The organism is Streptomyces sp. EDA2-14 (assembly GCF_054963755.1).
The window spans coordinates 37,510-58,336 of the sequence record NZ_JBUEGE010000007.1; the positions used below are offsets into that span (position 1 = coordinate 37,510).

General features: G+C 69.0%; 20 protein-coding genes. 6 read left to right on the top strand and 14 right to left on the bottom strand.

What is annotated here, in order from left to right; all coding sequences use genetic code 11:
- Position 1: 1 nt before the first annotated feature.
- The 7 genes from ACY34M_RS19425 to ACY34M_RS19455 form a co-directional block, all read right to left on the bottom strand.
- On the bottom strand, positions 2–1,366 hold the full coding sequence (locus tag ACY34M_RS19425; protein WP_462722893.1) for a cytosine permease: 1,365 nt from the start codon (positions 1,364–1,366) through the stop codon (positions 2–4).
- Positions 1,367–1,435: 69 nt separating this feature from the next.
- Entirely contained in the window at positions 1,436–2,173 is a 738-nt protein-coding gene (locus tag ACY34M_RS19430; protein WP_462722894.1) for a GntR family transcriptional regulator, read from the bottom strand.
- A gap of 257 nt (positions 2,174–2,430) precedes the next feature.
- Entirely contained in the window at positions 2,431–2,928 is a 498-nt protein-coding gene (locus ACY34M_RS19435; RefSeq protein WP_462722895.1) for an SRPBCC family protein, read from the bottom strand.
- A gap of 95 nt (positions 2,929–3,023) precedes the next feature.
- On the bottom strand, positions 3,024–3,638 hold the full coding sequence (locus ACY34M_RS19440) for a TetR/AcrR family transcriptional regulator (RefSeq protein WP_462722896.1): 615 nt from the start codon (positions 3,636–3,638) through the stop codon (positions 3,024–3,026).
- A gap of 131 nt (positions 3,639–3,769) precedes the next feature.
- Positions 3,770–4,183 carry a VOC family protein gene (locus ACY34M_RS19445; protein ID WP_462722897.1) on the bottom strand — a complete coding sequence of 138 codons (414 nt, stop codon included), beginning with the start codon at positions 4,181–4,183 and terminating at the stop codon, positions 3,770–3,772.
- Positions 4,180–5,457 carry an erythromycin esterase family protein gene (locus ACY34M_RS19450; protein ID WP_462722898.1) on the bottom strand — a complete coding sequence of 426 codons (1,278 nt, stop codon included), beginning with the start codon at positions 5,455–5,457 and terminating at the stop codon, positions 4,180–4,182. Before ACY34M_RS19450 ends, ACY34M_RS19445 begins: the two co-directional genes overlap by 4 nt.
- 51 nt (positions 5,458–5,508) lie before the next feature.
- Positions 5,509–6,159, bottom strand: coding sequence for a CatB-related O-acetyltransferase (locus ACY34M_RS19455; RefSeq protein WP_462722899.1), 651 nt, complete (start codon positions 6,157–6,159; stop codon positions 5,509–5,511).
- A 304-nt stretch (positions 6,160–6,463) separates the two neighbouring features.
- Between ACY34M_RS19455 and ACY34M_RS19460 the strand changes: the two genes are divergently transcribed.
- On the top strand, positions 6,464–7,042 hold the full coding sequence (locus tag ACY34M_RS19460; RefSeq protein WP_462722900.1) for a TetR/AcrR family transcriptional regulator: 579 nt from the start codon (positions 6,464–6,466) through the stop codon (positions 7,040–7,042).
- A gap of 326 nt (positions 7,043–7,368) precedes the next feature.
- Here ACY34M_RS19460 and pcaD read toward each other — a convergent pair whose 3' ends face one another.
- Positions 7,369–8,175 (bottom strand): 3-oxoadipate enol-lactonase, encoded by an 807-nt coding sequence (gene pcaD, locus ACY34M_RS19465; RefSeq protein WP_462722901.1) that lies wholly within the window; start codon positions 8,173–8,175, stop codon positions 7,369–7,371.
- A 99-nt stretch (positions 8,176–8,274) separates the two neighbouring features.
- On the opposite strand from pcaD, the gene ACY34M_RS19470 reads away from it, so the two are divergent.
- Together ACY34M_RS19470 and ACY34M_RS19475 are read left to right on the top strand one after the other, a co-directional pair.
- On the top strand, positions 8,275–9,225 hold the full coding sequence (locus ACY34M_RS19470; RefSeq protein ID WP_462722902.1) for a LysR family transcriptional regulator: 951 nt from the start codon (positions 8,275–8,277) through the stop codon (positions 9,223–9,225).
- Between the two features lie 154 nt (positions 9,226–9,379).
- On the top strand, positions 9,380–11,023 hold the full coding sequence (locus ACY34M_RS19475; protein ID WP_462722903.1) for a GMC oxidoreductase: 1,644 nt from the start codon (positions 9,380–9,382) through the stop codon (positions 11,021–11,023).
- Between the two features lie 39 nt (positions 11,024–11,062).
- On the opposite strand, the gene ACY34M_RS19480 is transcribed toward ACY34M_RS19475, so the two are convergent.
- The 4 genes from ACY34M_RS19480 to ACY34M_RS19495 all read right to left on the bottom strand — a co-directional run bounded on the left by ACY34M_RS19480 (position 11,063) and on the right by ACY34M_RS19495 (position 14,976).
- Complete coding sequence (locus ACY34M_RS19480) at positions 11,063–11,542, bottom strand: carboxymuconolactone decarboxylase family protein (protein WP_462722904.1); 480 nt, start codon at positions 11,540–11,542, stop codon at positions 11,063–11,065.
- On the bottom strand, positions 11,539–12,621 hold the full coding sequence (locus tag ACY34M_RS19485) for an NAD(P)H-dependent amine dehydrogenase family protein (protein WP_462722905.1): 1,083 nt from the start codon (positions 12,619–12,621) through the stop codon (positions 11,539–11,541). The genes ACY34M_RS19480 and ACY34M_RS19485 overlap by 4 nt, the downstream gene beginning before the upstream one ends.
- 125 nt (positions 12,622–12,746) lie before the next feature.
- Positions 12,747–13,445: a TMEM175 family protein gene (locus tag ACY34M_RS19490; protein WP_462722906.1), complete on the bottom strand. Its 699-nt coding sequence runs from the start codon at positions 13,443–13,445 to the stop codon at positions 12,747–12,749.
- A gap of 142 nt (positions 13,446–13,587) precedes the next feature.
- Positions 13,588–14,976 (bottom strand): FAD-dependent oxidoreductase, encoded by a 1,389-nt coding sequence (locus tag ACY34M_RS19495; RefSeq protein ID WP_462722907.1) that lies wholly within the window; start codon positions 14,974–14,976, stop codon positions 13,588–13,590.
- A 376-nt stretch (positions 14,977–15,352) separates the two neighbouring features.
- On the opposite strand from ACY34M_RS19495, the gene ACY34M_RS19500 reads away from it, so the two are divergent.
- The gene (locus ACY34M_RS19500; RefSeq protein WP_462722908.1) at positions 15,353–16,324 is read left to right on the top strand and encodes a helix-turn-helix domain-containing protein; all 972 of its coding nucleotides are present in this window, start codon (positions 15,353–15,355) and stop codon (positions 16,322–16,324) included.
- A gap of 76 nt (positions 16,325–16,400) precedes the next feature.
- Here the strand turns inward: ACY34M_RS19500 and ACY34M_RS19505 are convergent, their stop codons facing one another.
- Together ACY34M_RS19505 and ACY34M_RS19510 are read right to left on the bottom strand one after the other, a co-directional pair.
- Positions 16,401–17,645 (bottom strand): MFS transporter, encoded by a 1,245-nt coding sequence (locus ACY34M_RS19505; RefSeq protein ID WP_462722909.1) that lies wholly within the window; start codon positions 17,643–17,645, stop codon positions 16,401–16,403.
- Between the two features lie 510 nt (positions 17,646–18,155).
- Positions 18,156–18,710 (bottom strand): YciI family protein, encoded by a 555-nt coding sequence (locus ACY34M_RS19510; protein ID WP_462722910.1) that lies wholly within the window; start codon positions 18,708–18,710, stop codon positions 18,156–18,158.
- A 222-nt stretch (positions 18,711–18,932) separates the two neighbouring features.
- Between ACY34M_RS19510 and ACY34M_RS19515 the strand changes: the two genes are divergently transcribed.
- Together ACY34M_RS19515 and ACY34M_RS19520 are read left to right on the top strand one after the other, a co-directional pair.
- Complete coding sequence (locus ACY34M_RS19515; RefSeq protein ID WP_462722911.1) at positions 18,933–20,153, top strand: cytochrome P450; 1,221 nt, start codon at positions 18,933–18,935, stop codon at positions 20,151–20,153.
- Positions 20,150–20,800 (top strand): TetR/AcrR family transcriptional regulator, encoded by a 651-nt coding sequence (locus ACY34M_RS19520; protein WP_462722912.1) that lies wholly within the window; start codon positions 20,150–20,152, stop codon positions 20,798–20,800. The genes ACY34M_RS19515 and ACY34M_RS19520 overlap by 4 nt, the downstream gene beginning before the upstream one ends.
- Positions 20,801–20,827: the final 27 nt, after the last annotated feature.

Sequence of the window (20,827 nt, forward strand, 5' to 3'; positions counted from 1 at the left end):
GTCACGTCCTTTCGGGGCGGTGGGGTGTGTGGGAGCCGGAAATGAGGCGTTCCGCGGCGAGGTACAGGGCGGCGCCGGCCAGCAGTCCGGCGACGGCTTCGCAGTACTGCGGCCCCTCGTAGTGGACGAACGCGGCAACCACGGCCCCGCCCGCCCACGCGGCCAAGGCGCTGAGCCGCAGCACGGATCCGTCCGGTCGTGCCTCGGCGCGGCGGCGGAGCAGCAGCTGGTCGGTGATCAGGACGGCGCCGATGGGCGGGACGAAGACGCCGAGCAGCGTCAGCCATGTCTCGAAGTGCTCCCACACCCCGGCCAGTGCCACGATCAGCCCCAGCCCTCCGATGAGCAGCACGAGGCGGCGCATCGTGGCGCCGGTGAGCTGACTCCAGCCGACCGCGGCGTTGTAGAGGCAGTGCGCGGACACCGAGCCGAGGTTGACGAAGACGAAGATCACCGCGGCCGAGGTCAGCAGCCCGCCGTGGTGGTCGGTGAGCAGGCCCAGGAAGTCGCCGCCCGCCGAGCCCGGATCGGCTGCCGCGCCCGCTCCGACGATCACGGCGCCGACGAACAGTGCCAGCAGGTTGGCCAGCGGGAAGGCGGTGAGCGCGGCCAGCACGGCCTCGCGCCCGTTGCGGGACCAGCGGGTGAAGTCCGCGGTCATGGTGCCGGAGTCGACGAACCCGGCCACCACCATGGTGACGCAGGCACCGAACGTCAGCGCTGCGCCGGCCGGAGCCTGGCCGTCGTAGGACAGCACGGAACCCGGGCCCGAATCCCGCAGCGCCAGCGTGATGGCCACACCCCCGAGCACCAGGTACAGCGGTGCCGCGATCCAGCCGATCACCGCCAGCGCGCGGATCCCGGCATAGGCGACGGCCACATACAGCACACCGGCCACCGCCACCGTCACCTCGGTGTTCCAGCCGAGTGCGGTGTTGAGGGTCGCCCCGGTCAGGCCGACCTGGAAGGCGAACCAGCCGATGACCACGGTCGCCAGGAACCCCGAGGCGAGGCGGGCGCCGCCGGCACCGAAGGTGACCGCGGCCACGCGGGCGAACGTGTTGCCGGTGCGGCCGGCCAGATAGCTGAGCGCACCGACGTAGCCGCCCAGGATCAGGCAGCCGACCAGGATCGCCACCATGCCGCGGGCGAATCCCAGGCTGTAGACGATCACTCCGCCGAAGACGGCGTTCGTCAGCACCATGGGGAAGCCGAACCAGACCGACGACACCGACAGCAGCGAGCGCCGCCGCTCCGGCGGGACCGGTCGATCCTCGAACTCGTCGGCGAGTTGGGTGCCGCGGGACGGGGGCGTGGAAGGGGCGGATGTGCCCGGTGGCCGGGCCGAGTCCGGGGGAGCGGACATCGCGGGACCTCCAAGGGGGGTGGGGGAACAGGTATGAATACGGCGGCAGTTGGGCCGAACGGTTGCCGGTCAGTCGCCCCGGAGCGCCATCTGGGCGAGGGCTTGGGCCGCGCGCTCCTCGATCACGTCGAGGGATTCACCGATGTGGGTGCGCAGAGTGGTGAGCGCTTCGGGCAGGCGCCGTGCCAGCACGTGCTCGACGATCTGGAGGTGCTCGGTGACGGTCCGCTCGATGCGGTCCTCGGTGAGGTAGTCGTACATCCGCACCGGCCGGATGCGGGTGGTCACCGACGTGAGCGTCTCGGTCAGCCGGGAGTTGCCCGAGGAGGTCAGCAGCGCGTGGTGGAAGGCTTCGTCTTCCAGGACGAAACCGGGGTCGGGCGGCGGCATGTCGGCTCGCAGCGCCCGCCAGTGGTCTCGCAGCGGCTCCAGGACCCGCACGTCGTGGACCACCAAGTCGGACTCCAACGCGCGGGCGATCCCGCGCAGTTCGACGGTGATGCGCAGCTCGTACAGGTCCCGCAGTTCGGCGAGATTGGGCCGGGCCGCGTAGTAGCCGTCCGGGTGGCGCTCCACCAAGCCGTCCGCCAGCAGCCGGACCAGCGCTTCGCGTACAGGGGTGCGGGACACCGCGAGCTGTTCGGCGAGCTGCACTTCGACGAGCCGGGTGCGCACCCCGAACGTGCCCATCAGCAGCATGCGCCGCAGCTCGGCGTACGTCTCCTCACGGAGGTTCCGGCCGGACCGCTTGGGTGACGACGGCTGCGGCGACGGTGTCGACATTGCTGCATACAGAGCTGCATCCATGTCGGGGAACGTAGGCAGCGAATATTTCCGCGCACGTGATCAGGTGTCTCCGCGATGTTTCGCCGAGTTACGGATCAGACCGCTGTGTTACGGCGGGGCGCGGTGATCGAAGAAGCCAACCCTCGCCGCCGGATGTCGGTCTTGCCGCCGGCGACGAGGGTTGGCTGTACGTCGGTGCCGTAGATCCACTCGCAGATCGCGCCCGTCCTTCGCGACGCCGGGTCAGTGCCGGGGTGCGCGTCGTCCACCGCCGCGGGTCATGGTGTCCGAAGTGCGGCGATGCGGTCGGCGAGCGCCCGGTTCAGCGCGCCGAACTGCGGCAGTGTGTTGGAGTTCAGGTTGCTTCGGAAGAACGGGACCACCACGCCGCTGAAGTTCTCGCTCTGGGGCAGCCTGACCCGGTGCTGCCCCAACCGCTCGATCAGGAACCGGTGTTCACCGTCGAAGATCCAGCCCGGGCCGATCCGGCCGATCCAGCGCAGTTCCTTGCCGGTCTCGGCGGTCAGCACCGTGGGTGTGAAGGTGGTGTCTCCGGTCGCATCGCGCATCACCAGGTGCAAGGTGGCGTCCTTCTGGACGGTGCCGTCGGCGGAGACGATGAACGGGTTCCACTCGTCGTAGGCGGACAGGTCGGTGAGGGTCTGCCAGACCTCTTCAGGCGTCGCGTTGAGCTCGATCGAGGAACTCAGTTTGTAGGGGCGCACGTTCGTCCAGACCGTGTAGACCGCCAGCACGGCGAGGAGCGACACGAACACGGCGAGCAGGCGACGACGGCGCTGGCGCTTCCGGCGTGGCCGGACGGGCGTCTCTGTTGTTCCCGCGGTTTCTGTCGTTTCCGGTAACACGGTCATCAGTTCTCCCCGGGAGGAAGGGCGCCGTGGAGGGCGCCGGTGACGAGGCGTTCGGCGTAACTGCGGTCGATCGGTTGGCCGGTGATGAGAAGCCGGTAGTAGAGGGCTCCGGCGAGCTGGTCGAACAGCACGCCTGGGTCGGTGTCGGGGCGCAGGGCGCCGCGCCGCCGGGCGCGGTCGATCAGCCCCAGGACGAGCTCGTTGCGGCGGGCGAACACGGCCCGTACCAGTGCGCCGATGTCGGGGTGCCGGGCGGCCGCGGCGACCAGCTCGGCGACCACACCCGCCGAGGCGTCGTCCGCCTCGCCCTCCCGCCCGGCACGCCGCATGCGATGGAGTCCCAGCGCGATCTGCTCCGCGTAGTCGATGAGATCCGCGCGAACGTCCCCGGTGTCCGGGACGGCCACGTCGTCCTGCATCCGGGCGATCACCGCGACAGCCAGATGGTCCTTGGTGGGCCAACGCCGGTACAGCGTCGTCTTGGCCACTCCGGCCTGCTCGGCGACCTTGTCCACGACGAAGCCGCCGTAGCCGTACGCCAACAGCTGTTCCAGCGCCGCCCGCAGGATCCGCTCGTCCGTCTCCGCGTCACGAGGCCGTCCCCGTTGCACCACGCCCGTGCCCCCTCACCATTTCGATACGGCGGTTTCGTAAAAGGACCATACGATGCCCTCACTCTTTACGCAACGGTCATAGCGAAATGCTTGTCCGAGGGTGGCCCGATCCGGTCCTGCGCTGATCCCGGCTAGGCGGTGGGCGTGACGCGGGTGGTGGGTGCCAGGGTGCGCATGACATCGAATTCGTTGCCTTCGGGGTCGGCCATGACCACCCAGTTGCGGTCAGGGCCCTGGCCCACGTCGACCTTGGTGGCGCCGAGGCCGATCAGCCTGGCGGCCTCGGTCCGGGTGTCGGCGTCGATGGGACTCACGTCGAGGTGGAGCCGGTTCTTCACGGACTTCCCCTCGGGTACCTGGATGAAAGTGATCGTCGGCGGCATCTGGGCGGCCCGGACGGCCTCGACGGTCGGTTCCCAGGAGCCGATCTCGACCTTGCCTTCCCTGCGGTCGAGGACCGTGAAGTCCAGGACAGCGCACCAGAAGGCCGCGAGGCGCTCCGGGTTGTGGCAGTCGATGACCAATTCGGTGAATCTGCTGGTCATGGCTTTTCCAGGTCGGTGGTGGTGGAGGTGGGGACACTGAGGATGCCGTCGAACGCGTCGACGACCGGGGTGTGTTGGTAGATGCTCTGCATTCGGATGCGGTCGGGGCCGACGAGACCGGCTGCCCGCGCCCGCCGGAGATCGGCGACGGCGAGTCCGAGGCCGCTGTCGGCGTAGGCCGCTTCGATGCTTCCCTGCGCGGGTGGCTCGAGAGGGGTGTCGTGAACGGTGAATCCGAAGGGGGCCGCCTCGTCGCGACGCATTTCGGCGGTGTGGCCGGTGACGCTGGTCAGGCCGAGGGCGAAGTACTCGTCGCCGAGGGCGTGATGCAGGTACTGCCCCATGGGGAACCCTGTGAGGTGGCCGTCGAAGACGATCGGCGACTTCTGGATGTGGGCGTTGTGCGCCATCAGTACGACGCGGGCCGCGGGTCCGAGCCGGTCCAGATGCCACAGAAGCGATTCGGCCATGAAGTGGTCGCGGGCGGAGGTGTCGGCGGTGAGACCGTTTCCCGTGAAGAGGGCGGCCATGGCGCGGAAGGTGTGGTCGCCGTGGCAGGCGGCCTCCAGGCAGCGCAGCGCGATGTCGTAGCTGTGCTCGTCTCCGTGGGAGAGGTACAGCGGTTTCAGGGAACGGAATCGGATGAGCAGTCGCGCCAGGAGCGCGGTGAGCGCGTCCTGGTCGGCGATGGGCAGCCGCGCCCATGCAGGTGCGGCCACGGCCGCGGAGTCACCGGCGAAGGACGCGGCGATCGAGGTCGCGCTCTGGACCGCCGGCAGGGTTTCCGGGTCGATGTCGCGGAGATAGTCGGCGACCCGGGCCAGGGCGGGGAGCAACGACCCGCCGGCCGCGGGGATGTCGATTCCCGCGAAGCGGACCGGTTCCGCAGCGGTGCGGTTGTGCCGTCGGATGAAGTGCGCCGGCTCCTGAATGCCGATGGGGACCGCGTTCGCCAGGAGTGTGGAGAGCTCGTCGTCCGTGCCTTCGCCGTGGACCCAGGCGTCGAGCCGGAGGGCTTCGCTGAAGCCGTATTCGAAGGCCAGGACGGTGAATCCGCAGCGCTCGACGAGGAAGCGCAGGACGCGCTGGCGCATCGCGGCGAATTCGGCGATGAAGTGGGAGTGTTCGCCGAGGGCGACCACCCGGGCACCGTCGAGGATGTCGCGCAGCGGTTCCAGGTCGTCCAGGGGTGCTGCCGGGTCGAGGTGGTCGAGCGGGGCGGCATGGTCGTGGAGCCAGTCGGCGAAGGGCGTCGGGTCGGTGGCGTCGGGCATGGTGGCGGCTCTTTTCCGGGAGGTGGGGGCGAGCGTGTGGGCGCGCATGGATCACGGGTGCGGTCGGGAGGGGGCCGCTTCCCGCAACTGGTCGACGCTGCCGGACATGAGGGTCCGTACGTGTTCGGTGATGTGTTCCAGTGGCCAGTCCCACCAGGCCAGTTCGAGCAGTCGGGCGATGTCCGCGTCGTTGTGGCGGGTGCGGACGAGGCGGGCAGGGTTGCCGCCGACGATGCCGTAGTCGGGGACGTCCTTGGTGACCACGGAGCCGCTGGCGATGATCGCGCCGTGCCCGATGCGGACGCCGGGCATGACGGTCGTGCCGTGGCCGAACCAGACGTCGTTGCCGACGATCGTGTCTCCGCGGCTGGGCAGGCCGGTCAGCAGGTCGAAGTGTTCGGCCCAGGAGCCGCCCATGGTGGGGAAGGGGAAGGTCGAGGGGCCGTCCATGCGATGGTTGGCGCCGTTCATGATGAACCGCACCCCCGTGCCCAGGGCGCAGAACTTGCCGATGCGCAGCTTCTCCGGCCCGTAGTGGTACAGCACATTGCGGGTCTCGAACGCGCTCGCGTCGTCGGGGTCGTCGTAGTAGGTGTACTCCCCGACGTCGATCAGCGGGGACGTGACCAACGGCTTGAGCAGCACCACTCTCGGCTGGTCGGGCATCGGGTGCAGGACGGTCGGGTCGGCGGGTACGGGCATGGCGGACGTCCTCATCGTGCGTCAGCGGTCAGTGTCCAGGATCTGTCCGCCCGGGTCGTTCGCCCGCGCCGGTTCGCGCAGCTGCTCTTGCCGCTGCAGGAGCGGGCGACGCACGCCGGGGCGCACAGTTCCTTGGTCGGCATCGGTCCCGCAGGCCCCGCACCCACCGTGGTCAGGCCAGTGTTCATACACCCACCCCACTGAAGGAACGGCACGTGCCGTGCCGATGCGAAAAGTAGCGTGCCGGGGTCGCGGATTCCTGTCAAGCACGGCACGTGCCGTGCCGTTCGGCTACGGTGGGAGCATGACCAACCCCCGGCGCAGCGGCCCCGACCTGACCGAAGCCATCATGCGAACCACGCTGGAACTGGGACAGGAACTCGGCTACGCCAAACTCAGCATCGAAGCGATCGCCGGCCGGGCCGGCGTCGGCAAGCACACCGTCTACCGCCGGTGGCCCTCCAAGGGCGCCCTGCTGCTCGACTCACTTCTGTCGCTCAGTGAGTCCGCCCTGGACTACCCCGACACGGGCGATGTCGTCGCGGACCTGCGCCGGCAGATCCACGAGGCCGTCGACCTCCTGGCCGGGGCGCCCTTCAGCCCTCTCTTCCGGGCTCTGGTCGGAGAGGCCCAGCACGACCCCGGTGTGGCCGCCGCTCTCAACGAGCGGTTCATCGCTCCACAGGCGGAGAAGACCATCGCCCGCCTGAAGACCGCACGCGCACAGGGCCAACTGTCGCCCGATTTCGACCTGGACCTGGCGATGGCGATCCTCTCCGGCCCGCTGTACTTCCGTCTGCTGATCACCCAGGAGCCACTGACCCACGCATACGTCGACCGCCTCCTCGACGCCCTCTTCACCGGGCTGGGGCCGCGCCCCTGAGTCCCCGGAGCCACGCGCTTCCGAGATGCCATCGATCTCCCGCCGCAGTGGGTCACGGGGACGAGGTCCCGCCTTACTTGGCGGGGGAGTTGACCGACGTTGCCGCCCGGGTGGAAGGGGAGCGGGCGCACGAGAGCGATGTCCTGGCCGAGCCTGATTCACCTGCCGCACCGTGCGCGTGAGCAGCGCGGCGGTTCGCGCCAAGGGCATGGTGCGTGCGTTCGGTCTTGCCGCGAAGGCGCCGTCACCGCAGCGCCAAAGCCGACGACTTTCGCCCCCTCTGGTTCCACACCCGCGCCACCTCTTCCTCCGCTCCTCGGCCCGGGTCAAGACCCTTCTGCAAGGAAGGCCACCACGGCGTCCAGGAACTCCGCCTGTCCTTCGACGTTCGCCATGTGCACCGTGGGCAGGACGGTGAACCGTGCGCCGGGTACGGTCTCGGCGAGTTCCTGCCCGTGGCCGACGGACGTAACCGTGTCGTGCTCGCCCGCGATGACCAGTGTCGGGTTGTGGATGAGCGTGGCCGTGCGGCGCAGGTCGTAGTCCCGCACCGCGGCCCAGCTCCCGGCCACGCCCTCGCGCCGCGTGGCAAGCAGAGTGCGGCGGAAACCCTCGACCACCTCGTTGTCACCTCGCAGCATGCGGGCCGGGAACCAGTTGTGCAGGAACCGGTCCGCGGTGACCCGCATGTCGGGGGCCTCCAGCAGTTCGGCGATCGGTCGATCCCACTGATTTGCCGGGCCGAGGTACGCGGCGGTGTTGGAGAGCACGAGGCGGTCGACGCGCTCGGGAACATGGATCCCCAGCCACTGCGCGACGATTCCCCCCAGGGACAGCCCCAACACGTGCACCCGCTTCAGGTCCAGGGCGTCCAACAGTTCCACCACGTCGCGTCCCAACCGGTCCAGGGAATACGGGCCGCTCGGGACGTCGGAGGCACCGTGGCCGCGCGCGTCGTAGCGCAGCAGCCGAAAGTGCTCGGTCAGCGCCGGCACCTGACCGTCCCACATGTGGAGGTCGGTACCGATGGAGTTCGAGAGCAGCAGCACGGGCTTGTTCTCATCACCGTCGAAGCGGTAGGCGATGCGGACACCATCTCCGGTGGTGATGGCGGTACGGGTGTGAGAAGTCATGTCAGCTCCAGTGATCCAGCGGCCATGCGCTCAGCCTAGGAACGCCATCTGCAGACTTCTATTACAAAGATTCAACGCACCCTGTAGGTTCCCTGGACAATGTCGAACTTCACGCTCCACGAGCTGCAGTGCTTCAACGCCGTAGTGCTCGACGGCGGCTTCCAGGCCGCCGCCGATCGGCTGCACCGATCGCACCCTTCTGTGTTCGCGGCGGTCGGCAAGCTGGAGCGCCAGTTGGGCCTGGACCTGCTGGATCGCTCCGGCTATCGCGTTCAATTGACCGAGGCGGGGCACGCCTTCCACCGCAAGGTGCACGTCCTGCTGAACGAGGCCGAGGAGCTGCAGACCTATGCCGCGCAGCTGGCGATGGGCGAAGAGGCCGAGCTGCGCGTGGTGCTCGGGGACCTGTGTCCGCTTCCCCCGGTGCTGGAGCTGCTCAGCGGCTTCTTCGCGCAGCGCCCGCAGACACGACTGCACCTGCGGTTCGAAACGGTCACCGGACCCTGGGAGCGGCTGCTGGAGGACGAAGCCGACCTCATCGTGCACCGCGTCCCCAAGAGCGACGTGCGGATGGAGTGGGTCGATCTCGGTCACGTCGCGCTGGTGCCCGTCGTCGCGCCCGGTTTCCTGCCCTTCCCTCCGGACACCGACATCACACCGCAGCGGATGCAGGCCCTCACCCAATGCGTGATCCGGGACTCGGCGCGGCACCCGTCCGAACAAGGCCACTTCCTGGTCGAGGGCGCGCCCCAAAGCTCCGTTCCGGATCACCTCATGAAGAAGGAGCTCATCCTGCACGGCATGGCGTGGGGGCACGTGCCGCGGTTCCTGATCGAGAACGAGTTGCGTGACGGAAGCCTGATCTCCATCGCCGGACGGCATTTTCCCGGTGTGGTCGAGGAACTCTCGGCAGCTCGCCGACGCGACCGGCCGCACGGGCCGGTCGCCGACCAGCTGTGGGACTTCCTGGCCCGCCATGCACCGGTCCTGAAGCCGACGCTGGGCCGTGTACCCCTCGCCGGGCGGGGCCGGGCCCGCGCGCGAGCGTGATCCAGTCGGCGCACAAGACCGGATCCCGGGTCGATGTCCAAGATCGGGAGAAGTTGGCGTGAATTGGACGCACGTTACCTATCGGTATGCATCGACTTGATTGACGATCAACAGTAGAACTCGTTCCCATTCCGTCGAGAGTGAGGAACGTGCAATGACCGACTCAACCCGTCCTGAAGTGGCCCGTAACGGGATCTCCCGCCGAGGCTTCCTCGCAGGAACAAGTTCTCTTCTCGGCGCCGTGGCCCTCAGCGGTCACGCCGCCGCGGCCGACCGTTCCACCGCGGCGGCCGTCGCTCCCGTCGCCGACGGGGCACACCTGCCCGCGCTCGTCATCGGCACCGGGTACGGCGGTTCCGTGGCCGCGCTCCGGCTCGCCGAGGCGGGCGTCGCCGTGCAGATGGTGGAGATGGGCATGGCCTGGGACACCCCGGGATCCGACGGCAAGATATTCGCCAACACGACCGCACCCGACAACAGATCCTTCTGGCTGAGAACCAGAACGAAGCAGCCCCTGAGCAACTTCCTCGGCTTCCCGATCGACAAGAACATCCCCAAGTACACCGGGATCCTGGACGCGGAGGACTTCGCCGGCATCACCGTCTACCAGGGCCGCGGCGTCGGCGGCGGCTCGCTGGTGAACGGCGGCATGGCGGTGACGCCCAAGAGGGAGAACTTCGCGGCGATCCTGCCGTCCGTCGACGCGGGCGAGATGTACGGCACGTACTACCCGCGCGCCAACGCGGGGCTCGGCGTCGCCACCATCGACCCGAACTGGTTCGAGTCCGCCGAGTGCTACCAGTACGCGCGCGTCGGTCGTAAGCACGCCCAGCGTTCAGGCTTCCCGTTCGTGTTCGTCCCCGACGTGTACGACTGGGACTACATGAAGCAGGAGGCCGCGGGGACGGTGCCGAAGTCGGCGCTGGCGGGGGAGATCCTCTACGGCAACAACTACGGCAAGAAGTCATTGCAGAAGACCTACCTCGCGCGGGCCAAGGCCACCGGGAAGGTCGCCATCTCCCCGCTGCACAAGGTGACGTCGGTCGCCCCGGCCGCCGGCGGCGGCTACACCGTGCGCATCGACCAGCTCGACACCACCGGCGCCGTCACGGCCACCAAGGAAGTCACCGCGGACCGGGTCTTCTTCGCCGCGGGCAGCGTCGGCACCAGCAAGCTCCTCACCAGGCTCAAGGCGACCGGCGTCCTGCCCGCGCTCAACGGTGAGATCGGCAAGGGCTGGGGCGAAAACGGCAACGTCATGTGCGGGCGCGCCAACCACCTGTGGGACCCGACCGGTTCGCTCCAGGCGTCGATCCCCACCGGCGGCATCGACAACTGGGCCGCGGGCGGTGCCTTCGCCGAAGTCGCGCCGCTGCCGACCGGCATCGAGACGTACGCGTCGTTCTACCTGTCCATCACGAAGAACCCGAACCGCGCGCAGTTCACGTACAACCCGACGTCGGGCGGGGTCGACCTGAACTGGCAGACCGCGTGGAAACAGCCGGGCATCGACGCGGCCAAGACCATCTTCGACAAGATCAACGCGAAGGAGGGCACGATCTACCGCACCGACCTGTTCGGTACGTACAAGATCTGGGGCGACCACCTCACGTACCACCCGCTGGGCGGCGCCGTACTGAACAAGGCGACCGACAACTACGGCCGTCTGTCCGGCTATACGGGCCTCTACGTCATCGACGGCGCGCTGATCCCGGGCAACACCAGCGTCAACCCGTTCGTGACCATCACGGCGCTCGCCGAGCGCAATATCGCCAAGATCGTCGCCACTGACCTGTGACGGCCGCGACCTGCCCGAGTCGCGGCCGCCCGGGGTGGTTCACGGCTTGGGCAGGGCGCACACCGCGTCGAGACCCAACACGTGGTTGAGCCGTCCGAAGGCCAGCCAGGAGCCGATGGCCATGCTCAGCTCCACGATCTCCGCCTGGCTGTAGTGGGCGGTCATCCGCTCCCAGAACTCCTCGTCCAGGCCGTGGTGGTCGACGGCGTAACGCTCCGCGTACTCGGCCGCGAGCCGGGTCCGCTCGTCGAACGCGTCGGTCTCGCGCCAGCCCTCGACGGCGTCGATGAACGACTCCTCGACCTTCTCGCCGTCCCGCTCGGTACGCCAGTCCAGGCAGAACAGGCACCCGTTGAGCTGTGCGATCCGCAGCCGCGCGGCCTCGAACTCCCGCAGCCCCAGGGTCGAGTGGTCGTACACCGCCATGGAGAACTGCGCCGCCGCGGGCCCGATGCCGGGCACCATCTCGCCCCACACGTACGGGATGGGTTCCTGACCGTCAGGTATGTCGATCCTCATGGCTGCTTCCTTCCGAGCCGGCCGACGGCGGGGGACACGGGCACGTCGAGCGCGTCGTAGAGTCCGGGCGGCGCGGCCACGAGCCAGTCGATCGCGCCGACGAGGCGCCCGACGGCGGTCGCGTTGCCGCCCGCCGCGTGGTTGCCGCCCTCGTCGGTGGCCTGGACGGTGACCTCGATGCGCGGGCGGCCCTCGACGATCACCCGGTGCGCGCCGGCCCCGCCACCGGGCGGCACCGGCCAGTCGGGCGCACAGGACGGATGGATCCGCGTCACGTGCTCGACGACGATGCGCACCTCGCCGTCCACGACGCCCTGCACCTCGAAGCGGACCGCGCCCTGGGTGCCCGCGGCGAAGTCGCCCATGGTCGCCGTCGTGACGTCGCTCTCCAGGGCCCGGCGCTCCAACGTCTCGCGGATCTCATCGAGTTCGACCCCGAGCGCCCGCCCCATCAGCCTCAGTTGCCCGCCCCACACCATCGTCGGTACGGACTCCGCCAGCATCAGGGGCTCGTAATCCATGGGGTGTCCCATGCCGACGAGATGGCGTACCGAGTCCTCCTGGTCGTACGTCGAGTAGTCGAAGATCTCCTGGCAGCGCAGCACGTCGACGCGGGTGCCGAGACCGCTGACCAGCAGGGGCAGTACGTCGTTGGCCCAGCCGGGGTCGACGCCGGACACGAACAGCGAGCCGCCGCCCTCCGCGATGGCCGCGCGCACCGGATCGGTGAAGTCGGGCGGTGCGCTGCGGTGGTCGTAGAGCGGATAGAGGGCCGGGGAGACGACGACGGCACCGGTGCGCAGGGCGCGGCAGATGTCGTCGAGGGCCTCGTCGGGGCGCAGCTCGCCGGAGGCCGCGTAGAAGACGGCGCCGGGCCGGGCCGCGAGCACCGCGTCGACGTCCGTCGTCGCGGTGAGACCGAGGGCGTGGTCACAACCGGCCAGGTCGCCCGCGTCGCGGCCGTCCTTGGCGGGGTCGTGCACGAGCACGCCGCAGAGTTCGAGCCCGGGGTGGGCGTCGACGGCTCGGATCGCCGCGCGTCCCACGTTCCCGGTGCCCCAGACCACCGTGGAAGTCATGCGCCGGAGCGTAACCTGACGTGCCATCAGTTCATAGACCTACCGCGTGAGTTGCCGCTCCGCCGAGCCGCGGGGCAGATGGCCCCGGGGCTCGGCGGGTACCCGGGCACTGGCCGTTCCTGTGATCAGCGAGAGCGGCGCCGGCCCGTGAAGCGCAGCCGTCCCGGCAGGATCAGAAGCAGAAGGCTGTAGTACTGCAGTACCGGTAGGGCCAGGGCGATGGCGAACGCGACGACCATGGCGATGACGTTGATGCAACCGTCGGTGTACAAAAGCGCGGTCCTCCGGCGGGTCTCTTCGCCCTCGCCCTCGACCATCCACGGGTTGCTCTTGAGGATCTTCAGCATGGCCAGCCGGCACACCATGCTGACGAGGAGCACCGCGTAGTAGAACGCCGCCACGAACCGGTCGCTGCCGAAGGCGCCGATCATCTCCGTAGGGAGTGGGAGCACGACGACCGACAGCAGCCACCCCATGTTCCACACCAACAGGGGGCGGGTGGCCTTACTGACCGTCGAGAAGCTTCGGTGGTGCTCCTGCCAGATGTTCGCGATGACCGTGAAGCTGAGCAGGAAGCTCCAGATTTGGTTGAGGTGGCCGGTGATCACCTCGCTGGCGCCCTCGTGGGCGGAGGCAGCTTCGGGGACGAGGTCCACCAGCGGCAGGATCAGCAGGGTGATGGAGATCGCGGTCACCGCGTCGGTGAACAGCACCATTCGCTCCCCCGAGACACCCCCCTCCATCTTGTTCGGCGCGGGAACCGACGGCTCTGCCGGGCCGCCCCGTCCCGTTCCGGCCTCGTCGATGACGCCGTTGCCACCCATGTGTGTGCACCTCTTCCTTGCCGTTGCCCGCCGCGTCTGCTGTCGGTATCGGGCCCTGCTGGTCATGGACGCTCCTACGACTGCGCGGACTCCACCCCTGGGGCGACAGCGAGCAGTTGACAGAGTCCGCAGCCGCTGCCCCCTACGCACAGGGGTCGTCTTGGCGAGTCGCGGATGGTCGGAGCGCGGTCGATCGTGGTGTCCGTCGTTTCTCGGCAGCTCCTTCGGCGGCGGCCGCCGCTTTCCCCAGAAGCTCTGGGTCGAACAGCGTGCTGGGGTGACGCAGCATGTAGGAGACGTTGTTGAATGCCCGCGACACATCCGCGTCGACGAGAGTGGCGCCGACAATCTGCGCCATCCCCTGGCGCTGCTGCCGCACTTCCTCCGGCACCTCGGTACCGGTCTCGGCGTCGATGCGGGCGGCGTCACCTCCCGCGGACACGGCCCAGGCTGCGTCGACGACCACCTGCTGCAGACGGAAGAACTCCGTTGCCGTCGCGTCGAGGTCGGGGCCGCTGTCGAGGTAGGAGGCCAAGCAGGAGGCGTGCAGAGCGGCAGAGCTCATGCCCTGGCCGTAGACCGGGTTGAAGGAGGCCACGGCGTCCCCCATGCTGACCAGGCGCGCCGGCAGGTGGCCTGCTTCGGTGAAGTGCCGGCGTCTGCTGTCCGCCTGACGGTACGTCACCACCTCACGGGTGACGTCGCCGCTGGTGATGTCGCGCAAGATCGTGGTCAGCGCGGCACAGTGCGCGCGGAACTCGTCGGTCGTCCTGCCAGGCCGGTTGTCGCCGTAGCCCATCAGCATGACGAGCCACTGCTGCTCCTCGACCGCGGTCGCCGCCGCGACGGACACTCCGCCCGACGGGTACCGCGGTGTGAACAGTTGCAGCACGGTCGCCACGTCCAGCTCCGAGAACTTCGCCGGGCGCTCGAACAGGGCGGTCGCGTAGTTGACCGGGGGTTGAAGCCGTTCGAGCCGGGGCTGGTCGTAACCGTCCTGACTCAGCCAGTTCGACAGCCTGCTGGAGCGTCCCATCGCGTCCACGACGAAGTCCGCCGCGAGGACCCCCTCCGCCCGCTCCCCGGTCCGGGTCCCGGTCTCGGCGAAGCGCACGCCGACGACGGCGCCGTCGCCGTACCGCAACCCGGTCGCCCGCGCCCGCAGGACCGAGACATTGGGCAGGGCGGTGACCCGGGCCCGAACGAGGCTTTCCAGCAGAGGGCGCCCGACCGCGAGGAACTGGTGATCCGCGCCGTCCGGGACCTGCCGGATGTCATCGTGGCCGACGAACTGCTGCTCGGGTCCGACGAGTGATGCGCCCCGGTCCTGCGCCTCCTGCGAAACACCGGGAAGCCACCGCTCGATCCACAGCCGGCCGGCCGGCAGCAGTGTGTGCACCTGCTGGTCCTGGGGCACCCCGGAGCGCGACTCGGCCTTCGCCGATGTGTCGTCGGGCTCGACGATGACGACCTTGCGCGCGCGGTCGGAGAGCACACGTGCGGCGAGGAGTCCGGCGATGCTCCCACCCATCACGCACGCCGTGTCGAACAGAACAGGTACGTCGTGCGGTGGCTCAGCGCCAACCAGACTCTCGAAGAGAGCCACCACGGATTCGGTCACCAAGTACTCCAGTTGATGAGTGAAACAACCCCGGACAGGCGGATCAGCGCCCGGGCGGTCGGAAGCAGGGACCCGGAGGGTCGGCGAAACCTGCTCGTCCCAAGGCGGGAGAACCCGCTCGTGCCGGGAAGGCGGGAAGGCGGGAAGGCGCCGGATCATGATCACAAGGCCCGGACGCCGGCGACTTGTACGAGTCGGCCCCGTGCGTTGTACTTCCCTTCCACCCAGAACCGCACGGTGAGCCCGGCCGGGGGCGATGGCCAGGGGGAGGGGTACCTTGATCCAGATGAGCACCGAAGTCAGCGTGTCTCCGTGGCGGATCGGAAACCCTTCCGCACCCATGGTCGACGTCACCGTGCCGTATGCGAACGAGAACCGGAACGGTGTGCTGCTCAGGGAGTGGCAGCGTCAGGCGGGGGAGTCGGTGCCGGCTCCGCCGATGCGGTTGCCGCGGCACAGCGAAGGGACGTACCGCGCCCGCATCTGGAAGCAGAACCTGCTCGACCTCTTCCTGGAGGACCAGTACAGCGACGCGGTCGCAGGGGCCACCGGCGGCCCGGATGGGCACCTCGAGGACCGGATCGTGACAAGCGTGACCCTCAGCGGTGAGTGGCGCTTCACCACGGGAGGTCGGAGAGCCACCGTGGCGGCCGGAACCCTGTGCGCGCGCAGGAACGAGGATCTCTGGGACTTCGAGGTCGCCCGGGGCACCCGGGCGATCACCCTGGTCGTCCCCGCGAGCGAGATTCGTTTCCCGAAGAACGCGCGGGCGGTCACCGCGGAACAGGCGTCACCCGCCGCGGCCCTTCTGCTCGCCCACCTCCGTCTCTGGACGGAACTGGCGGACGGACTCGGTGCTGGCGCCTCCAGGGCCGCCCGCAACGCGACCCTGGAACTGTTCAGGGGACTGCTGAACGACCAGATCATCGACGACGCAGAGTTCGCACCCGCGCTCCTCAGAGCGGCGATGGACCACATAGAGGCCCGGCTGCTCGCCGACCCCGATCTCGGCCCCGGGGGGATCGCGGGGGCCCTGAACGTGTCCGTCCGCACTCTCTACCGCGCGTTCGGCCAAGGGGACACGTCGTCGGTCATGGCATATGTGCGCGAACGTCGACTTGAACGCGCCAGGGCGGAGCTGCTCTCGACACGCCTCACCGTTTCCGAGATCGCCGCCCGCTGGCACTTCGCCGACAGCAGCCATTTCGTCAAGGCATACAAGAAGCGATTCGGCGAGACTCCTACCGCAGGCCGGTAGCCCGTGCTGAGCTGTGGGGCTCGAAAAGCCGTGTGCTCTTGGTACGCGGCGAGGACCCGTCGGGCGCAGGCACCGTTCACGAGCGGTTGGCGCCCGCTTGGCACGTGTCTCCCGGCGGCGTTCGGTTACGGCGGGCCTGCAGGACCCGTGCCAGCAGAACCACGAGCAGCCCGGCCAGGGGTACCGCCAGTAGGCCCACGCGCAGACTGGTCGCGTCGGCGACGAACCCGACGACCGGTGGGGAGAGCAGAAAGCCCAGACGCATGAGCCAGGAGACAATCGTCAGGCCCGAACCGGTTTTGAGGCCGGGCAGTTCGTCGGCTTCGTGCATCGCGGCGGGCACCAGGGTCGCCACTCCGAAACCGGCCGCGGCGAATCCCAGTACCGTGCCAGGCAGTGTGGGCACAGCCAGGGCCAGGCCCATGCCAACCGCGGCGATCAGGCCGCCGGTTCGGGCCACGGTGCGCTGCCCGAAACGGTCCACGAGCCGGTCTCCGATGATGCGGCCGATGAACTGGGCGCCCACCAAGGCGATGTAGCCGCCGGCCGAGAGCGCCGCAGACGCCCGCAGGGCATCGGAGAGATACAGAGCGGCCCAGGAGTTTCCTGCGTCCTCCACCAGAGTTCCGGCCGTGGCGATGACGACCAGGGCAACCAGCACATACCGGGTGGACAGAGAGCCGCCTACGCGCGCAGCCGAGTGCTGTCCCGGGGCGTCGGCGTCCTTCGGTGCGCTGTCGGGGCCCGGCAGACAGAACCGCCAGGCGGCAAGGGCGACGAAAGCGAAGACAGCCGCCGAGATCGTCAGATGCTGTCCGAGGGACAGGCCAAGGGCGATGGCGCCGGCGGCCATCAGCCCTCCGGTGACGGCGCCGATCGACCAGATCGCGTGGAACGAGTTGATGATGGACCGCCCGTAATGACGCTGCACACGCAGGCCGTGAGCGTTCTGCCCGACGTCGGTGAGCGCGTCCATTGCCCCGGCCAGCAACAACGCCGCCCCGAACAGTGCCACCGACTCGGCGAGACCAGCCGCAAGGATGCCCACGCTGGTCAGCAGGGTGCCGAAGACCGCGACCCGAGCTGAGCCGAGCCGACGGATGAGCACCCCGGCGGCAAGCCCGGCAGCGATCGCCCCGGCCGGGAACGCCGCGACGGCCAGACCGTAGGTGCCGTTGCTGATCCCGAGATCGGCCTTGATCTGTGGATACCTCGGCAACAGGTTGGCGAACAGGGCCCCGTTGGTGAAGAACAGCGCACCCACTGCGGCGCGGGCACGCCGCTCGGCGAGGGTCGGCCGCACCCCTATGTCGATAGTCATGCGGGCGACCCTAACCTTGAGAGCGTACGAACGTACACTTCTGTGCTTGAAGTTCTGAATCGATGCAGGGCGCCTTCGTGCTGCTGGATCCACGCCGCTCGCGGCAGACCGCGATCACCGACGGGACCCGGGCCTCCGGTCGCACGGCCGACCGCATCTACAGCGAACTGAATTGTCCCGGCGCCGAGTTGGAGACCGTAGGCGATCTGGTCGCCGCCCTTGCCCCGGACGGGGACGTCGCCTTCCTCTATTCGTTGCCCAGTAAGTGGGCGCTGGAGGCCGCGCCCCCGCCGGCCGAGCCGGACGGCTCGCCCTGTAAGCGCCACCACGGGGCCAGAGCCGCACGCCTCGTCGTGAGCCCGGCGCGCGGCAGCCACCCGTTTTGCCCAGGCACCGCGTCGCTGGTCGGTCGGCCAGTACTGCAGCCGCAGTTGCTGCGGTCGCCGGTCTCAGGCGGCAGTGGTCCGTCCCGCGCGTAGTCTTGGGACTACCTTGCGCCGCCTCGGCTCATCAGCGCCTCCCGCCGAACTCCCAGTCGTGGACCTCGATGTGGTCGTATCGGTTCGAGGTCAGGGTGGCACGTGCGGTGTCCCGGTCCGGTGCCCGGACGAGTGCCGCCGTGCCCAGCCAAGTGGTGCCGTCGTCGGAGAGCGGTGGCCCGTGGGCGATCAGTTCGTCGCGGTTGGACGGCAGGGCGGGATCGGCGGTTGGCCCGGTGCCGAGGCCGAGGCCGAGGACCAGGTACCGGTTGCCGCCGGTCCGGCCACCGGGGAAGTCCCACATGGTGCGCCCCAGAACGTTCTGCCAGCGGCGCAACAGCACATCCTGGTACACGCCGGCCTGGTAGCCGGGTTCGTCGAAGGCGAATGCGCGGGCAGCGTCGGGATCCGGCAGGTCGACCATGTGCACGCTGCCGGATGGTGTTTCACCGTCGTCGGCGAAGGTCGGGCCACGGGCGATCATCGCCGCCGCGTACCGGTCCATGTACGACCAGTGCTCTTCCAGTAGTTCCCTGCGCAGTGGCAGTGAACCGGGCCGGTCACGGTGGTAGCAGAAGAACTCCATGCCGCACTCCCTACCATGAGGTCCCGCCTCCTGTTGAAGGCTTTATGGGGGCCGTTGGCCGCGGCGACGACAGTGGCTTCACGCTGCGTCGGATCTGGTCGCGATTGTCTCCCCGTTTTTTCGGCGGTAGTGGCCCGAGACCCTCTGCATTTAAGTCAGTTGGTTGACTTAAGTGTCGATGCGATGTGTAGTGATCACGAAGGTGATTTCAAGGAGGCCGACATGAGCGAAGCCCCGAAGCAGCAGCCGTTGGACTACCCGATCGTTGCTCCCACTGCCCTGGCGCCGCCCGCGGAGTGGACCGAACTCCGCAGCAAGTGCCCGGTGGCGGCAGTGAGTTTTCCGAGCGGCGACGCTGCGGTGCTGCTGACCCGCTACGAGGACGTGCGCACCGTGCTGGCCGACCCGCGGTTCAGCCGGGAGGGTCTGGCCCGGCCGGACGCCGCACGTATCACGGCCGGTGACGCAGAGGGCATCTTCAGCAGCCCCATGGCGAAGGCCCTGAACGACGAAGGGCATGAGCGCTGGCGTCGGATGGTGGGCAAGTGGTTCACCGCGAAACGGATGGCGGCGCTGAAACCGCGGATGGAGGAGATGGCCGATCAGCTCGTCGACACCATGATCGAGCACGGCGGCCCCGCGGATGTGATCAGCCACCTGGCTTTCCCGCTGCCGGTCTACGTCATCTGCACGATGCTCGGGGTGCCGGAGAGCGACCGGGAACGCTTCAAGGGCTGGTCCGACACCTTCCTCAACATGACGAAGTACAGCCGGGAGGAGACCGACGCAGCTCACCGGGCCTTCGCCGGCTACATGGCGGATCTCATCGCCGACAAGCGGGAAGCGCCCGGGGACGATCTCCTCAGCCGGCTCATGGACGGGGAGGACGCCGAGGGCGAGCCGATGTCCGAGGCGGGCCTTGTGGCCACCGGCCAGGCCCTGCTGCTGGCGGGACACGAGACCACGGCCGGCTTCATCGCGATGATGACGGCGCACCTGCTGTCCGACCGTGGCCGTTGGGAGCGGCTGGTCGAGGACCCCTCCCTGATCCGCCCCGCGGTGGAGGAGGTGCTGCGCTTCGATCCGAACGGCAGCGGTTTCGGAATGCTGCGCTACGCCCACGAGGACGTCGAGCTCTCCGGTGGCACCGTGCCGCGCGGCACGACGGTCGTGTGCAGCATGGCGGCGGCCAACCGGGACGAACAGGCTTGGCAGACACCCGACGTGATGGACGTGGGGCGCAGCCCCAACCCGCACCTCGCGTTCGGCGCCGGACCTCACTCGTGTCTGGGGCAGCCCCTGGCTCGTACCGAACTGCAGGCTGTGCTCGGGGTGTTGCTCCGCCGCCTTCCGAACCTCCGGCTCGCGGTGGATGCCGACGCCCTGCAACGCCACGAAGGCATGCTCACCAGCCCCCTGCGCGAACTGCCGGTGACCTGGTGACCAGAACCGAGCCCCGCACCGGCCGGGGTGCCGGCACACGCGATGCCATCATGGCCGCGGCCGAGCGCCTCTACGCCGAGCATGGACTGTCGAACGTCTCCAACCGGCAGATCGGCGAGGCGGCCGGCCAGGGCAACACCACCGCCGTCAGCTACCACTTCGGCAGCAAGGCCACGCTCGTACGGGCCATCATGAGCCGGCACAGCGACCACGTCGACCTCCTCCGCACGCGCTACGTGGAGGTCGCCGGCGACAGCACCGACCTGCGGGACTGGGTGCGCTGCCTGCTGCGTCCGGTCACCGAGCACAACGCGGCCCTCGGCGTCCCGTCCTGGTATGCCCGCTTCGCCGTCCAACTCATGACGGACCCGCTGATGCGGACGCTGGTGGAGGACGAGTCCCTCACACGGGACAGTCTGCGCCGCACCCTCCAGGGACTGGGCCGGTGCCTGCACGACACCGTGCCCCCCGAGATCCGGCCCGCGCGCGCCAAGATGGCCCGGCACCTCATCACTCACACCTGCGCGGAGCACGAACGTGCGCTGGCCGAGACCAAGGCCGGGTCCGGCACGTCCTGGGAACGCACCGCCGACGCGCTGGAGGACGCGCTGGTGGGCCTGTTCGCCGCGCCCACCACCTCCCGCTGAACAGACCAGCAGGAGCCGAACCATCCG

Excerpts from the sequence above, each read along its gene's own strand:
- ACY34M_RS19450 (WP_462722898.1), bottom strand. The coding sequence starts at position 5,457 with ATGCCCGACGCCACCGACCCGACGCCCTTCGCCGACTGGCTCCACGAC.
- ACY34M_RS19425 (WP_462722893.1), bottom strand. The coding sequence starts at position 1,366 with ATGTCCGCTCCCCCGGACTCGGCCCGGCCACCGGGCACATCCGCCCCT.
- ACY34M_RS19490 (WP_462722906.1), bottom strand. The coding sequence starts at position 13,445 with ATGGGTGGCAACGGCGTCATCGACGAGGCCGGAACGGGACGGGGCGGC.
- ACY34M_RS19475 (WP_462722903.1), top strand. The coding sequence starts at position 9,380 with ATGACCGACTCAACCCGTCCTGAAGTGGCCCGTAACGGGATCTCCCGC.
- ACY34M_RS19485 (WP_462722905.1), bottom strand. The coding sequence starts at position 12,621 with ATGACTTCCACGGTGGTCTGGGGCACCGGGAACGTGGGACGCGCGGCG.
- ACY34M_RS19515 (WP_462722911.1), top strand. The coding sequence starts at position 18,933 with ATGAGCGAAGCCCCGAAGCAGCAGCCGTTGGACTACCCGATCGTTGCT.
- ACY34M_RS19495 (WP_462722907.1), bottom strand. The coding sequence starts at position 14,976 with ATGGGTGGGAGCATCGCCGGACTCCTCGCCGCACGTGTGCTCTCCGAC.
- ACY34M_RS19460 (WP_462722900.1), top strand. The coding sequence starts at position 6,464 with ATGACCAACCCCCGGCGCAGCGGCCCCGACCTGACCGAAGCCATCATG.
- ACY34M_RS19445 (WP_462722897.1), bottom strand. The coding sequence starts at position 4,183 with ATGACCAGCAGATTCACCGAATTGGTCATCGACTGCCACAACCCGGAG.
- ACY34M_RS19430 (WP_462722894.1), bottom strand. The coding sequence starts at position 2,173 with ATGGATGCAGCTCTGTATGCAGCAATGTCGACACCGTCGCCGCAGCCG.
- ACY34M_RS19510 (WP_462722910.1), bottom strand. The coding sequence starts at position 18,710 with ATGGAGTTCTTCTGCTACCACCGTGACCGGCCCGGTTCACTGCCACTG.
- ACY34M_RS19470 (WP_462722902.1), top strand. The coding sequence starts at position 8,275 with ATGTCGAACTTCACGCTCCACGAGCTGCAGTGCTTCAACGCCGTAGTG.
- ACY34M_RS19500 (WP_462722908.1), top strand. The coding sequence starts at position 15,353 with ATGAGCACCGAAGTCAGCGTGTCTCCGTGGCGGATCGGAAACCCTTCC.
- ACY34M_RS19455 (WP_462722899.1), bottom strand. The coding sequence starts at position 6,159 with ATGCCCGTACCCGCCGACCCGACCGTCCTGCACCCGATGCCCGACCAG.
- pcaD (WP_462722901.1), bottom strand. The coding sequence starts at position 8,175 with ATGACTTCTCACACCCGTACCGCCATCACCACCGGAGATGGTGTCCGC.
- ACY34M_RS19480 (WP_462722904.1), bottom strand. The coding sequence starts at position 11,542 with ATGAGGATCGACATACCTGACGGTCAGGAACCCATCCCGTACGTGTGG.
- ACY34M_RS19505 (WP_462722909.1), bottom strand. The coding sequence starts at position 17,645 with ATGACTATCGACATAGGGGTGCGGCCGACCCTCGCCGAGCGGCGTGCC.